Genomic DNA, 12,820 nt, shown 5'->3' on the forward strand with positions numbered 1-12,820 from the left:
GAGTACCAGGATGATACCACAATATAGACAGGAGACTTTTCGGCAGCGAACAGGTACAGCGATTACATGGTCGGTATACCTGCTACCAGCCATTCTTATCTATACCACATTTATGGCTTTTCCACTTTTTGATTCAGTGCGGCTTTCTTTCTTTAAATCTGGTTCGTTTTTATCTAGAGATTTTGTCGGATTTAATAATTATATCCAGCTTTTTTTAGAAAAACAAAATTCCAATCGCTTCTGGAGTGCGTTCCGTAACACATGGTACTTTTTCTTTATCCATATGACTGTGCAAAATATACTCGGGATTCTCTTCGCAGTATTGCTTATGGAAAAAGATCTCAAGGGATCCGGCATTTACAGAACTATCATATTTATTCCTGCAACTTTAGCGGTATTAGTTACCGGTTATCTTTGGAAACTCATTTTGAACCCCCAATGGGGAGCCCTTTCGTTTTTTTTAAAAACTATCGGTCTTGGACAGTTCTCTCAACCCTGGCTGGGAGATGCTCGATATGCCCTTAGTACAGTATCCCTAGTATCAGCGTGGCAGTGGGTCGGTATGCCCACCATGATGTTCTTGGCAGGTCTGCAGAATATCAGTGATGATATGTATGAAACCGCTGAAATTGCAGGCGCTAACAATTGGCAAACCTTTTGGTTTATTACCCTTCCCCTTTTACGGCCTGTAATAGGTATCGTAACAATCCTTACCTTTGTGGGAAACTTTAACGCTTTCGACGTCGTTTTCGCTATGGAAAATGTTAATGGCGCGCCTCTGTATTCAACAGATATTATGGGGACCTTATTTTACCGTGTAGGTATTGCAGGACAACACCCCGTAAGCATTCCCGATCCAGGTATGGGATCTGCTATTGCTACCACCACGTTTATCTTACTAGCTTTAGGCTCTGCACTGGTCTTGAGGTTTACAAGTGAATCCTCTGAAAGGAAGTCTATACGATGAAAAAAAAAACAATGCACCCTTTTGCTCATGGAGCACTTTCAATATGGTCTGTCATGGTTCTATTCCCTTTATGGACCATGATCGTTAATTCATTTAAACAAAAATATGATATTTACCGTGACCCCTTTGGTATCCCTCGTATCTGGAATTTTCAGAGTTACCTTTCGGTTTTACAGGACAGCGACTTTGTGTTGTTTTTCAGAAATAGCATATTTGTAACGATCGGATCAATTTTAGCGGTACTCATTTTCGGTTCTTTGGCAGCCTATGCGCTGGCTAACTGGAAAGATAAGGCAAGTCATTGGATTTATGCATTCTTTATTGCAGGTATGATGCTGCCAATCAAAATTGGCTCAATTCGGCTGCTACAAATGGTTAAAGCACTAGGACTCATCAACACAATCTACAGTCTTTTCCCTGTTTATATTGCAATGGGACTCCCCATTGCTGTTTTTGTACTCACCGAGTTTACCCGTGAGATTCCCTATGAGCTGACTGAAGCGGCAGTTATTGATGGAGCGGGAAAATTCAGAGTTTTTCACTCTATCATTATCCACCTACTAAGACCTGCTTTAGCCACTGTTGCAATATTCAATCTGGTTCCCTTTTGGAACGATCTCTGGTTTCCCCTTATTTTCATCAATAGCGATAAACATAAGACCTTGCTTCTAGGGGTGACTCGTCTTTTCGGCCAGTACCAGACAGACTGGTCTAAAATACTGGCAGTCCTAACCTTAGCAGCTGTTCCAGTTATATTGTTGTATCTTTCAATGTCCAAACAGTTTATCAAAGGTCTTACAGCTGGGGCAGTTAAAGGGTAAATTTTTATCGACAGTTGTCTCTTTGGGCCGGTTCTGCTATGCTGGAGCAAGGAGCAGAACCGATGACAGTTAAAGAAGCGGTGCACATACTGGAAGGGCAGATTTTTTGCGGTGAAGAATGGGCCAACACCGAAGTCCATTCAGCCTGCGGTGCGGATCTTATGAGCGATGTGATGGCCTTCGTAAAGGAACAGGTGTTGCTGCTCACCGGCCTTGTAAACCCCCAGGTTATCAGGACTGCGGAACTCATGGACATTAAAGTGATAGTTTTTGTCCGGGGTAAACACCCAACCCTGGATATGATCGATATGGCCCAAAATGCCCAGATAATCCTGGCGGGCACTAAATTACCCATGTACCTTGCCTGCGGTAAGCTCTTTGAAGGAGGCTTGCGCTCAGGGGGAACCCGGAAAATCTAATCATGGAAAACCAGGCACCCAGGGACAGTCTGGCAGAACAAAAAAAGGCTCTGCGCAGGGGGATCCGGCACAGACTGAAAGAGTTAAATCCGGAGTATCTTTTGCATGCAGGGCTCGCCTCCGCCGCCCGGCTCGAAGAGCATCCGTATTGGCAGAAAGCCCTCGCGGTGCTGCTCTATGCGTCCCTGCCCACCGAAATCGATACGGCTCCCCTATTTCGTCTTGCCCGCCAAAGGGGTAAAAAAGTTTTTTTCCCGAGGATAGTAGGAGAAGATATTCAGTTTTTTCAGGTTGATGATGAGACGGACCTGGAGATCCAGAGCCCGCTGCGCATTCCGGAGCCGCGGACGAGCCTTGTAAGCCTTTCAGACTGGCTTATGGGACTTGCAGGCCAGAAAGCAGAGCTGGCACCACCGGATGCAGGGAGCAGAACTAGAGAAGAGGTCCCCATCTGCGGTATTATCCCGGGCCTCGCCTTTGACCGCCAGGGGGGCCGGCTGGGCAAAGGGAAGGGCTACTATGACCGCTTCCTTTCATCAATAGGAAAGACCGTATTAGTATATCCCCCCTCTTACCCTTCCATGAGCCTCTACACAATCGGCCTTTGCCTCCCTGAACAATTGGTAGATCAGGTTCCCCGAGATCTTTCTGATATGTTGGTTGATGAAGTGATCCTGGTCCCCTAAGAAGCACCGCTCAGGGACTTGCCCCAATGGCGGATATTTTTTACCTTTGTGTAAGAGGTATACTATGGCACGAATAAAAAGCGCCCTTGAACTAGCATTGGAACGCACCGAATCGGTTAAAAGTGACAAGGAAAGCATTGAACTCTATGAACTTAAGCGGGAGGGTAAAAGGCTCGCCAGCGCATTTCTTGAAAACCCCTCGGAGAAAAGTTTGGAAGAGGGTTTAAAAAAGTATCCTAAGGATAAGCAGGAAGCCTTAAGGCAGGGCATGTTCGAGATTTTAGTTTCTCAAATACGCCTCCCCGCAACACAGGATGATGTGACTAAACAGGAAGCGGTCGGCAAAGGTATCCAGTTTCTTGTGAATGATCGCCGTTTCGGCCAGCTTTTTGGACAGCTCGTACAGGCCTTTCAGCGGTACCTGGGAGAGGTGGAACAGTTCGATCAGGCAATACGGCGCCAGTATGCACCGAAACTACGCCAGAAAGAAGAAGAGTTGGCCCGGCGGCTGGGAAGGGCAGTCCAGATCGATCCATTTCAGGACCCGGAATTTGTTAACTTTTACAATCAGAATATGAACGCCTTAAAGGAACGATACGAGCAGGCCATCAGCCAGGTCCGCGACCAGGCTACCATACTCTTTGAAGCAGCTAAAAAGTAACGCCTATGCCAGCCTGAGGAAATTGCAGGTCTCAGGCTGGGAACTTTACATTGCACAGGCGCCTTACAAGAGTGCCTTGGCTGTGGCCAGGGCCTTCGTATAATCCGGTTCCTGGGCAATCTCAGGAACCTGCTCGGTGTACCGTACCGTATTAGATCCATCCAGAACAACCACAGCCCTGCTTAATAGGCCTGCAAGGGGTCCATCCAGTATTTCTACCCCATAATCTTTACCAAAAGAACGGTCCCGCATCTGAGACAGGGTCACCACGTTATTCACCCCCTCGGTTTTGCAAAACCGGCTTGCCGCAAAGGGGAGATCACAGGATATGTTGAGAACCACCACATTGGCGAGCTTTGCCACTTCGGCATCGAACTTTTTAGCCGACAGGGCGCAAACTGAGGTATCGAGGCTGGGCACAATGTTCAGAATCTTTATTTTCTGGCTATAGTCGGCAAGCCGGCGGTCCGCAAGGCCTGCATCAACAAGACGAAAATCCGGAGCTTTGGAACCTACCGCAGGAAGACTACCCTGGGTGGAAATGGGACTACCTTTAAACGTAATGTGGGCCATAAGAACCTCCTTATATTACTTTTATAGTAATAATTATCATGGGCAAATTCAAGAAAAATGATGACCCCGCACTTGTCATATCTACTGTACAGATGTATAGTATTTTTATGGAACTGGCAGAAAAATTAAGACTCCTTGCAGGCGGGGCTAAGTATGACGCATCCTGTGCGACCTCTGGCAGCGACCATGGACCGGTTCTGGAAAGCGGATCCGGCAAACAGGGGCTTAAGACCAAGACCGGTTCGATACCGCTCATTGGGGCCACCGCCCCCGCTGGGGTCTGCCATAGCTGGACCGAGGATGGCCGCTGTGTTTCTCTCCTTAAGGTACTCTATTCTAATGTGTGCCGGTTCGATTGTGCCTATTGCGTAAACCGCTCTTCGGCGGATATTCAGCGGACCAGTTTTACCGCCGAAGAACTGGTAAAACTTACCCTAGAATTCTATAAACGGAACTATATAGAGGGGCTCTTCCTGTCGAGCGGCATTTTTTCAGACAGCGATATTGTTATGGAAAAACTCATCGAGGTGGCCCGCCGGCTCAGAACAGAAGGGGGTTTTGGCGGTTATATACACTTAAAGATAATCCCTGGAACAAGCCCTAAACAGATAGCCGAGGCGGGCCGCTGGGCCGACCGGCTCAGCGCCAACATAGAGCTCCCGACCGATAAGAGTCTCCAGTACCTGGCGCCCCAAAAGAGCGGCAAGCTCATTATGGGGGCCATGGAAGAAGTGAACAACCTTGAACAGGAGGCTCGGGAAGGGAGAAAAAACAATGCAGAGAAACCCTTTTTCGCACCCGCAGGACAAAGCACCCAGCTTATCGTCGGAGCCAGTCCGGAAGATGATCACCAGATATTAAGCCTTTCCAGCGCCCTCTACCGGCGGTTCGGCCTGCGGCGGGTCTACTATTCAGCCTTTATTCCCGTAGGGCAACCAGGCCGGGGCGGCTTGCCCGACCCCCGGCTGCCAAACATACCGGGGCCGCCCCTGGTGCGGGAACACCGGCTGTACCAGGCGGACTGGCTCCTTCGGTTTTACAAGTTCCGGGCCGAAGAGATCCTAAGTTCTGCCCAGCCATACCTGGATCCTCACCTGGACCCTAAGACAGCCTGGGCACTGAACCATCGGGACCTGTTTCCCGTAAACGTGCAGCAGGCGGATTACGAAATGCTCCTGCGGGTGCCGGGCATCGGGGTCAGATCCGCCCGGCGTATCCTGGAACAGCGGCGCAGCAAGAAGCTGACGGCAGAAATGCTCCAGCGGCTTGGGGTTACGATAAAACGGGCCCGCTATTTTATTAATCTACCGGGCTTTACATCGGATAGTGAAAAGGACACAGCCTATATTAGGCGCATTCTCTCCGATTCTGATGGAGCGGGATTGCAGCTTCCCCTATTCGATTTCTAAGAGGCTTTCAAAATATGTGTTGAACAGAGAAATACCGATGGTATGGGAGATACGAAAATGTCGGCTCAGGAAGTGTTTTACAATGGAACTCTCGAGGGCTTTTTTGCCCTCCTTCAGGATGTATTGGACTCGGGAAGACTTCCAAAACGGGTCCGGCGTTGCAAACCTGAAGGACGGGATGAAACATCCGGTCCATCACTCTTTTCAGAGGAAGAACTAGGTATTACAGGGCCCCTCACCGGCCCCGACCTGGAACAGAAAAGCAAGGCAGCTATTAGCGCCCTTAAAGCATGCTCGCCGGAAGTCTATCAGGACTGTATTCAGGCATGGATGAGCGATGAGCCCATAGAACAGGATATTCTTAATTTCGCCTTTAAGCTGCTACAGGCTCCGAACAGAATAATCAAGGAACAGCTCCGCACAGACCGTTCCTGGCAATCCTGCGAGACCGTTTTACGGGCATCGCAGCGATACCTCAGGGAACTGGACCGGCTCCTGGGGCTGCTTCGTTTTAAGCCTACCCAAGAGGGCTATCTTGTAGCCCGCTGCGAACCCGACACCTTTGCCTTGCCTGGCCTGACAGAACCACTACAGCGCCGCTTTGGCCGCTCCGCATGGGCCGTACAGGACGAAAAACGGCATCTGGTACTTTCCTGCAACGGCAGAGACGAGCCAGTTTTGGCAGCCTATGATCCGGAGATTCCACCTTTTTCGCCCCCCGAGGGGCTTGTGCCCGACGAATTCGAAGCCCTTTGGCAGGAATACCATGAGGTCATCAATATAGATTCCCGAAAGAATCCGGAGCTGCAAAAACGGCTCATGCCCCTGCGGTACTGGAAGTATTTGCCTGAGGTGCAGTTCCGCCGCTCCTAGCTAGGAGCAATGTGGTTCTTTTGGTATAGTAGCCCTACTCTATGAAGGTAGAACTCTATACGCTCTGCGATTTCGCCCAGGAAAACAACGGAAAACTCACGATAGTGGGGACCTTTGATACTATTGTGGCTAAAGTGTTTCCCATGACCCACCAGTCCTTTGCTCTGGCGGTGCGGCTCCGCTTTGACATCTGGGAACTGGGGCTCCACAGCTTTAAAATTGAGGCGAGAGACCTGGACGGAAACAGCTATGTCCAGCCCGTGGAAGGCACCTTAACTATACGGGATGTGGGAAACGCATCTTCGGTAGTCCACCTGCTCTATTCATTTATGGATCTTAAATGTAAAATGCCCACGGTCATCAATTTTATTCTCTACATTGATGACAAAGAAATTACCAGTACCCCCCTCTACATAAAAGCTGCAGCTAAAAAATCTTAAGCCTTTGCTTTAAGCCGCATTTTACGGTATTCCATAATCGGCAGGTCTCCGGGGAAAAGGTTTTCGCCGGTGCCCTCGCCGGGACCTTTCGGAATTTGGGTCTCTACCACCCGCCTGTCCTGGTGGGCGATAAAAAGGTTCGTCCGTCCTCCCAGCCAATTTATAAAGCGAGATAGCACAGGGAGCCTCATAAAGGACTGATAAAACCGCAGGTACATAAGGGTGTGGGTATCGTCTACGGGCACAAAGGCTGCCATGACCCGCACTTTTTGCGATATATAATTTTCCCACAGGTTGGGAAAGATGAACTCAAGCTTAAATTCATTGTGTGGATTGGGAACCGGTACTTCTTCGCTGGTCCGCCGTTTGGTATCATCATCCCGACGGTTGTAAACATAAATAAAAAAGCCCTCATCTACCTTGAGCAGCCCCGGTCCATCTACCACAGTACGGTTTCCACGGCCAATAGTGTTGTAATGCACAAAGGGGAGATGGGCCATATCAAGCTGGTTTTCGATGACCCGGCTGTAGTGATTTTCCCAGGGGTCAATGACAGTGCCGTAGCTCAATTCTGGCCCTATGTCATCAAAAAAACGGGGGGCTTTTGGGGGGACTTCATCTCCCCAGAAGATCCAAATAAACCCCTGAGCTTCATAGGTTGGATAGCTTTTAACTTTGAATTGTTCTGGGACGGGCTCAGATCGGCCGTTGGCGGGGATACAGGTACACTGGCCTTTTTCGTTATACTCTAAACCGTGAAAGGGACACTGAATGTGATCATTCGGTAAGACCTTGCCTTTAACCAGGGCTGCACCCCGATGGGCACAGCGATCAAGCTGGCAGACAACTTGCCCAGCGAAGGTCCGCCAAAAAACAAGCCGTTCTCCCAAACGGATACAGCCTACCGGTTTTTTTGTCACTTCCCGGGATTCGAGCACCACATACCATTGGTTTCGCAGCATAGAGCCTCCTTTTTGCCTTGGGGACCGCTTTTAAGTGTATTCTAGGTTTGGTCTATTTTCAAACTTAGGTGATTTGATTTTCATAATTTAATTTATATACTAAAACTATGACCCGCACAGAACTTGGAATTCAGATTCGACTTGCTAAAACTGAACTAGCGGCCTCGGTCGTGGATACGTTTTATGAACGTCATCCGGAATTTACAAGCCGGTATAAAACTGAGGGATATAAAAAAAGTGTCCAGGATGGGGAATATCACTTTTTGTTCCTTGCCGAAGCCCTTGAGACAGAAGAGCCAATTCTTTTTATTAACTACATAAGCTGGGTAAAAACACTATTCAATTCCATAGGACTTCCTATTCAGGTACTGCTAGAAACAATCCAATTAATGAAAGATGTTCTGAATTTGCGCTTTAGCCCACCACAGGCTGAACCTGCCTGTAATTTGCTTGAACAAAGCGTTCAGCTTGTGACTTCGGAAGAACCGATTCAAACAAGCTATATTGATGAATCGTCTCTTCTGGGGACTGTAGCTCGTAGCTATTTAAATGCGCTGCTTGCAGCAGACCGCAGAACGGCAAGCGAAATTATTGGACATGCAATAAAGAATGGAGCCTCTATAAAAGATATTTATTTGCAGGTTTTCCAGAAATCGCAGCAGGAAATTGGTAGGCTCTGGCAGCTTAACAGGATTTCAGTAGCCCAGGAGCATTTTTGTTCTGCCGCCACTCAGATGATTATGGCTCAACTGTATTCACAATTGTTTAACGGAGAACTCAAGCATAGGCATGTGATTGTTGCCTGCGTAGGCGGAGAATTGCATGAACTCGGGGCCCGTATGGTGGCAGACATTTTTGAGCTTGAAGGATGGGATTCTTACTTTATCGGAGCCAACACGCCGCTTAAGGACCTGTTAAAAACCATAACAGAAAAGAAACCGGATCTCATTGCCCTGTCGGTCACCATGACCTTTCATCTACCGGAACTGAAAACCTATATCAATGAAATACACAGTATTTCGCCATCAATAAAAATCATGGTAGGTGGATACCCATTCAACGCTAGCCCCACTTTGTGGCAGAAAGTCGGTGCAGACGCCTGGGCTCCTGATGCGGTTCTGGCAGTCAAGATGGCAGAAAGGCTAACCGCATGAATGATACCTCGATCCAAGAGATGCAGCATGGTCTCATTTTTAACTGTGATATAAATGGCACTGTTCTTGAAATTGTAAGGGATGATATTGGCATTGAACTTGAACCGCCCTTTTTATTTACCCGTCTTATAGATCACAATTCGTTAGGAAAAGCCCTGTCCTTTCTCGCGGAGCTTCATAAAGCTGGCACGGTCTTAGATTGGGAGCTTGTTCTGTATAATTCACCTCGGGTTTTACATTTCAGTGGTATTGCTTCGGAAAACCGGACATTTATCATCTCATCAGAAAACAGTCAAGAAACCCAGCGGCTCTTCGAAGAGCTCATGAAAATGACCAACGAACAGGCTACGATCATACGCAATTACATCAAAAGAGATGCAATAGAACCTTCTTTATATGAAGAAATCAGCCGGCTCAACAATGAATTAGTTACTGTACAACGTGAACTGGCTAAAAAAAATGCCGAACTGGAATTCATCAATACAGAAAAAAATAAATTTCTCGGTATGGCGGCCCATGATTTGCGAAATCCCCTCCATGGAATTTTGCTTCAGTGCGATTACCTTGCATCAGTCATCGATAACGAAGAACATCTAGAAATCATTCGGGCGATCCAAGAGGCCAGCCATTTTATGGTGTCTCTGATAGAAGACCTGCTGGATTATTCCAGAATAGAAAATGGGTCGGTCAACTTGGAGTATGAACAGGTTGATGTTGTAAAGCTTGTGGAAGATAACCTTCGTATTAACAAAACCTTGGCGGCCCGCCACAGGATTCCTATATCCTTTATCGCGGATCCCCTGGATCCGGTCTACACTGATCCTGCTAAGATTAACCAGATTCTCAACAACCTCATAAGCAACGCCATTAAATTTAGCGGCGAGGGGAAAGAAATTCAGGTTATACTGAAAAACGCTGCTAAATATTAGGAACTTGCAGTGGCCGACCAAGGAAAGGGGATGAGTGAAACCCAGCAGCAACAGCTTTTTAAGGCCTTTCAAAAGGGTGAACGGGGACTTCATGGAGAAAAGACAACCGGCTTGGGGCTGACCATTGTAAAACGAATAATAGAAGCCCTTGGGGGGACCATTACGGTACAGAGCAAGGAAGGATCTGGAACTACTTTTACGGTCCGTTTGCCCACAGTACCGCCAGATCTAACCAGCAGTGAAACCTGAGCAAATCGCAAGGAGGCTATTGTAATGGATTTTTCATGGAAACCGGTAATTGATGCGGGGGCAATTTCCATAGCCCTCATTGCGGCGACCTTTCTGAGGGCCAGGGTACGGTTCTTTCAAAAATATTTAATTCCTAATGCTCTGACCGCAGGTTTTTTGCTTCTGCCGGTCTACAATTACCTTTTTCCGGCCTTAGGTTATGATCAGAATAAGCTCGGGGAACTGGTGTACCATCTCCTGAATATTTCCTTTATTTCCATGAGCCTCCGCGCATCGCCCCCCAAAATTAAGGGCCACAAGGGAGGCGGGGTGCTTGGCATGTCTACCGGGATTCTTTTGGGATATGCAACCCAGGCCCTGCTCGGCTTGGGTCTTACTCTCCTTTTCTTGCCGAAAATATTCCCCGCCTTCGGACTCTTTTTACCCCTGGGTTTTGCCTTAGGCCCGGGGCAGGCCTTCGCGATCGGCAAGGGCTGGGAAACCATGGGCTTTAGCGGAGCCTCCAGCATCGGACTCACCTTTGCGGCCATCGGATACCTCTGGGCTAGTTTTGGCGGGGTATTCCTGATTAACCATGGACTTAAAAAAGGCTGGCTTAAGAGTGAACTCCTTTCGAGCATGCAAAACAGGTCCATGCTGACCGGTATTGTGGGCCGGGAAGAGACAAAACCGGTAGGAGCCCGGCTCACCACAGACAATGAGGCTATCGACTCCTTTAGTTTTCACAGTGCCGCGGTCTTATTAACCTATTTTCTGTCCTTTCTTTTGCTCTCAGCACTTACCATGGGCCTGTCATTGCTCGGCAAGGCAGGCCGGGATCTGGCGGTTAACCTGTGGGGTATCAATTTTATTTTTTCATCGATTACCGCTATCATCATGCGAAAAGTAATTGAGGCGATAAGAATAGATCATCTTCTGGATAATGAAACCCTTTCCCGCATTTCCGGTTTCTCTGTGGACTACATGGTCGCGGGCTCCATTGCGGCGATTTCTTTGGTGTTTGTTACCACATTCTGGTTCCCCATTCTGCTCATGTCTACCCTCTGCGGGATCATGACCACGATCATTGTGCCCTGGTTCTGTTCCCGGATGTTCCGGGATTACCAATTCGAACGGATGCTCATGATATATGGGGTCTCCACAGGAACCCTTTCCACAGGGCTTGCTTTGCTCAGGGTCATTGACCCGGAATTTAAAACAAAGGTTGCCTCGGATTACATGCTTTCGGCGGGACTTACCTTTCTCCTTGCCATACCTTTTATACTGGCAATAAACCTTCCGGCCCAGGCTGCGGTGCAGGGTACCATGGTACCCTTCTGGATCATGATGGGAATCGCGTTTCTCTATCTGGTATATGTATTTGTCACTTACGGGATCCTCGCTGGGCGTACAACCCTGGCACGGCCTGCTTCCTGGTGGTTTACGGAATAGGACGAGCAGTTTTAGCCTGAAAGTCCTGGAGAGCCAGCAAGAGGTCCTGCCATTTACGGGCCGATATGTACCGGAAGGGAAAACGGACCTGGTACAAAGTACGGCCCTGGTAAAATTCTAAAAGCTGCCGCTTCAGCACCGTTATTCCTTCCAGGCTTTGCAGGGGGAACTGGATCCGTTCGCCCGAAAGGGTTGCGAGTTCCAGCCTGTCGAGGAACAAAATCAGGGTCCCCGTACGGATACGGCGGAGGGGATTAGCCTTATGCCCCTGAAGCAAAAGAACCCCCGTATCGGAAATGATCGGATGATTGGGAGCTTCAGACGCGGCTCGTCTTACCTTCTCCTGCACCATCTTCGCCTGCCAGGCATCCCATTCGGGAATACTGGCAAAACTGCGATACGGTGCCGACTCCTCCCGTAAACGATAAAAACAGTCCAATTTCCAAAGGGCCCCGCAGGCGGTACAGAAAAGCCGGTTGCCCCGGCCCCGCAGGGAGCCCATAGATTCACAGTTAGAACATAGATACAGGGAAAGCTCAACATGTTCTGCCCTGCGGGGGCTGCGGTAAGGCTTTTCTGCAAGGTGCGGATCGGAAAACTCATCATGGCTTAAAGCCTGGTCCAAAGCAAGAGACAGCGCTTCTACCGGTGAAGAGGCAAGCTGTTCGGGGGTGAATAAAAGCGAAAAGTCCAGAATCACCGCACCGCGGCGGCGTTTCCAGGTCCAGCGGGGGAGCGCGAAATAGCCGCCTCGGATGAGCACCCGAACAACAGGAACCCTAAGAAGCTTGAGCAACTTTGCGGTCGACGGAACCAGGGGTAATGTGGAGCCGTTCCAGCTTTGGGCACCTTCGGGAAATAGACCGATTATGCCCTTCTGACGCCGCACCACCTGGACAATATCGTTTACTGTCTCTATATCGGGAATCACCTTTGCTTTGGGAATAGTGCCCACCAGCTTTAAGAGCCACCGCATCAGGGTGGACCGCATGTTGCTGTCACTGCCGACCCAGAACACGGGACCGGGAATAAACACAGAAATCCAAAAGGGATCCCGGGTACTGACATGGTTAGCTACAACAACATAGGGGGCCCTGAGATTTTGCAGCACTTCATGTCCTCGGACTTCTATCCGGTACACCCGTTTCAGCCACCTGCCAAAGGTCCATTTTAACAGGCGGTTAAACCATCGTAGGTTAGTCAGGTTCTTCCGCAGTTTTTTTCCATGCTCCATAGCAATAGTATG

General features: G+C 48.8%; 15 protein-coding genes. 12 read left to right on the forward strand and 3 right to left on the reverse strand.

Going from position 1 to position 12,820, the window contains the following annotated elements; all coding sequences use genetic code 11:
* Positions 1 to 112 precede the first annotated feature (112 nt).
* The 5 genes from Q7P68_RS07050 (at position 113) to Q7P68_RS07070 (ending at position 3,554) form a co-directional block, all read left to right on the forward strand.
* On the forward strand, positions 113 to 967 hold the full coding sequence (locus Q7P68_RS07050) for a carbohydrate ABC transporter permease (protein WP_304224387.1): 855 nt from the start codon (positions 113 to 115) through the stop codon (positions 965 to 967).
* Positions 964 to 1,788, forward strand: coding sequence for a carbohydrate ABC transporter permease (locus tag Q7P68_RS07055; RefSeq protein ID WP_304224388.1), 825 nt, complete (start codon positions 964 to 966; stop codon positions 1,786 to 1,788). The genes Q7P68_RS07050 and Q7P68_RS07055 overlap by 4 nt, the downstream gene beginning before the upstream one ends.
* Positions 1,789 to 1,850: 62 nt before the next feature.
* Positions 1,851 to 2,207: a hypothetical protein gene (locus Q7P68_RS07060; RefSeq protein ID WP_304224389.1), complete on the forward strand. Its 357-nt coding sequence runs from the start codon at positions 1,851 to 1,853 to the stop codon at positions 2,205 to 2,207.
* A 2-nt stretch (positions 2,208 to 2,209) separates the two neighbouring features.
* Positions 2,210 to 2,893 (forward strand): 5-formyltetrahydrofolate cyclo-ligase, encoded by a 684-nt coding sequence (locus Q7P68_RS07065; RefSeq protein ID WP_304224390.1) that lies wholly within the window; start codon positions 2,210 to 2,212, stop codon positions 2,891 to 2,893.
* A gap of 64 nt (positions 2,894 to 2,957) precedes the next feature.
* Entirely contained in the window at positions 2,958 to 3,554 is a 597-nt protein-coding gene (locus tag Q7P68_RS07070; protein WP_304224391.1) for a DUF6657 family protein, read from the forward strand.
* A gap of 63 nt (positions 3,555 to 3,617) precedes the next feature.
* Here Q7P68_RS07070 and tpx read toward each other — a convergent pair whose 3' ends face one another.
* The gene (tpx, locus tag Q7P68_RS07075; RefSeq protein ID WP_304224392.1) at positions 3,618 to 4,127 is read right to left on the reverse strand and encodes a thiol peroxidase; all 510 of its coding nucleotides are present in this window, start codon (positions 4,125 to 4,127) and stop codon (positions 3,618 to 3,620) included.
* A 38-nt stretch (positions 4,128 to 4,165) separates the two neighbouring features.
* On the opposite strand from tpx, the gene Q7P68_RS07080 reads away from it, so the two are divergent.
* Genes Q7P68_RS07080 through Q7P68_RS07090 form a run of 3 tightly spaced genes read left to right on the forward strand, consistent with a single transcriptional unit; the run spans position 4,166 to position 6,849 of the window.
* The gene (locus Q7P68_RS07080) at positions 4,166 to 5,536 is read left to right on the forward strand and encodes a putative DNA modification/repair radical SAM protein (protein WP_304224393.1); all 1,371 of its coding nucleotides are present in this window, start codon (positions 4,166 to 4,168) and stop codon (positions 5,534 to 5,536) included.
* A 42-nt stretch (positions 5,537 to 5,578) separates the two neighbouring features.
* Positions 5,579 to 6,409: a TIGR03915 family putative DNA repair protein gene (locus Q7P68_RS07085; protein WP_304224394.1), complete on the forward strand. Its 831-nt coding sequence runs from the start codon at positions 5,579 to 5,581 to the stop codon at positions 6,407 to 6,409.
* 41 nt (positions 6,410 to 6,450) lie between these two features.
* Positions 6,451 to 6,849: a DUF6941 family protein gene (locus Q7P68_RS07090; protein ID WP_304224395.1), complete on the forward strand. Its 399-nt coding sequence runs from the start codon at positions 6,451 to 6,453 to the stop codon at positions 6,847 to 6,849.
* On the opposite strand, the gene Q7P68_RS07095 is transcribed toward Q7P68_RS07090, so the two are convergent.
* A complete protein-coding gene (locus tag Q7P68_RS07095; RefSeq protein ID WP_304224396.1) occupies positions 6,846 to 7,811 on the reverse strand; it encodes an aromatic ring-hydroxylating oxygenase subunit alpha in 966 nt (321 codons plus the stop codon). The genes Q7P68_RS07090 and Q7P68_RS07095 overlap by 4 nt on opposite strands.
* 107 nt (positions 7,812 to 7,918) lie before the next feature.
* Between Q7P68_RS07095 and Q7P68_RS07100 the strand changes: the two genes are divergently transcribed.
* The 4 genes from Q7P68_RS07100 to Q7P68_RS07115 are packed head-to-tail and all read left to right on the forward strand — an operon-like array spanning position 7,919 to position 11,574.
* Positions 7,919 to 8,965, forward strand: a complete 1,047-nt coding sequence (locus tag Q7P68_RS07100) for a cobalamin-dependent protein (RefSeq protein ID WP_304224397.1) — start codon at positions 7,919 to 7,921, stop codon at positions 8,963 to 8,965.
* Positions 8,962 to 9,894, forward strand: a complete 933-nt coding sequence (locus tag Q7P68_RS07105) for a sensor histidine kinase (RefSeq protein ID WP_304224398.1) — start codon at positions 8,962 to 8,964, stop codon at positions 9,892 to 9,894. Before Q7P68_RS07100 ends, Q7P68_RS07105 begins: the two co-directional genes overlap by 4 nt.
* Before the next feature lie 9 nt (positions 9,895 to 9,903).
* Positions 9,904 to 10,143: a sensor histidine kinase gene (locus Q7P68_RS07110; RefSeq protein WP_304224399.1), complete on the forward strand. Its 240-nt coding sequence runs from the start codon at positions 9,904 to 9,906 to the stop codon at positions 10,141 to 10,143.
* 24 nt (positions 10,144 to 10,167) lie between these two features.
* Positions 10,168 to 11,574 (forward strand): sodium/glutamate symporter family protein, encoded by a 1,407-nt coding sequence (locus tag Q7P68_RS07115; RefSeq protein WP_304224400.1) that lies wholly within the window; start codon positions 10,168 to 10,170, stop codon positions 11,572 to 11,574.
* On the opposite strand, the gene Q7P68_RS07120 is transcribed toward Q7P68_RS07115, so the two are convergent.
* Entirely contained in the window at positions 11,564 to 12,808 is a 1,245-nt protein-coding gene (locus Q7P68_RS07120) for a lysophospholipid acyltransferase family protein (RefSeq protein WP_304224401.1), read from the reverse strand. The genes Q7P68_RS07115 and Q7P68_RS07120 overlap by 11 nt on opposite strands.
* Positions 12,809 to 12,820 lie beyond the last annotated feature (12 nt).

Origin of the sequence: Gracilinema caldarium, from assembly GCF_029265695.1 — a bacterium.
Taxonomy (GTDB): Bacteria; Spirochaetota; Spirochaetia; order Treponematales; family Breznakiellaceae; genus Gracilinema; species Gracilinema caldarium_A.

What these genes read in the sequence shown, in the direction of transcription:
- Q7P68_RS07050 (WP_304224387.1), top strand. Translation starts at nt 113, where the DNA reads ATGGCTTTTCCACTTTTTGATTCAGTGCGGCTTTCTTTCTTTAAATCT.
- Q7P68_RS07055 (WP_304224388.1), top strand. Translation starts at nt 964, where the DNA reads ATGAAAAAAAAAACAATGCACCCTTTTGCTCATGGAGCACTTTCAATA.
- Q7P68_RS07060 (WP_304224389.1), top strand. Translation starts at nt 1,851, where the DNA reads ATGACAGTTAAAGAAGCGGTGCACATACTGGAAGGGCAGATTTTTTGC.
- Q7P68_RS07065 (WP_304224390.1), top strand. Translation starts at nt 2,210, where the DNA reads ATGGAAAACCAGGCACCCAGGGACAGTCTGGCAGAACAAAAAAAGGCT.
- Q7P68_RS07070 (WP_304224391.1), top strand. Translation starts at nt 2,958, where the DNA reads ATGGCACGAATAAAAAGCGCCCTTGAACTAGCATTGGAACGCACCGAA.
- tpx (WP_304224392.1), bottom strand. Translation starts at nt 4,127, where the DNA reads ATGGCCCACATTACGTTTAAAGGTAGTCCCATTTCCACCCAGGGTAGT.
- Q7P68_RS07080 (WP_304224393.1), top strand. Translation starts at nt 4,166, where the DNA reads ATGGGCAAATTCAAGAAAAATGATGACCCCGCACTTGTCATATCTACT.
- Q7P68_RS07085 (WP_304224394.1), top strand. Translation starts at nt 5,579, where the DNA reads ATGGGAGATACGAAAATGTCGGCTCAGGAAGTGTTTTACAATGGAACT.
- Q7P68_RS07090 (WP_304224395.1), top strand. Translation starts at nt 6,451, where the DNA reads ATGAAGGTAGAACTCTATACGCTCTGCGATTTCGCCCAGGAAAACAAC.
- Q7P68_RS07095 (WP_304224396.1), bottom strand. Translation starts at nt 7,811, where the DNA reads ATGCTGCGAAACCAATGGTATGTGGTGCTCGAATCCCGGGAAGTGACA.
- Q7P68_RS07100 (WP_304224397.1), top strand. Translation starts at nt 7,919, where the DNA reads ATGACCCGCACAGAACTTGGAATTCAGATTCGACTTGCTAAAACTGAA.
- Q7P68_RS07105 (WP_304224398.1), top strand. Translation starts at nt 8,962, where the DNA reads ATGAATGATACCTCGATCCAAGAGATGCAGCATGGTCTCATTTTTAAC.
- Q7P68_RS07115 (WP_304224400.1), top strand. Translation starts at nt 10,168, where the DNA reads ATGGATTTTTCATGGAAACCGGTAATTGATGCGGGGGCAATTTCCATA.
- Q7P68_RS07120 (WP_304224401.1), bottom strand. Translation starts at nt 12,808, where the DNA reads ATGGAGCATGGAAAAAAACTGCGGAAGAACCTGACTAACCTACGATGG.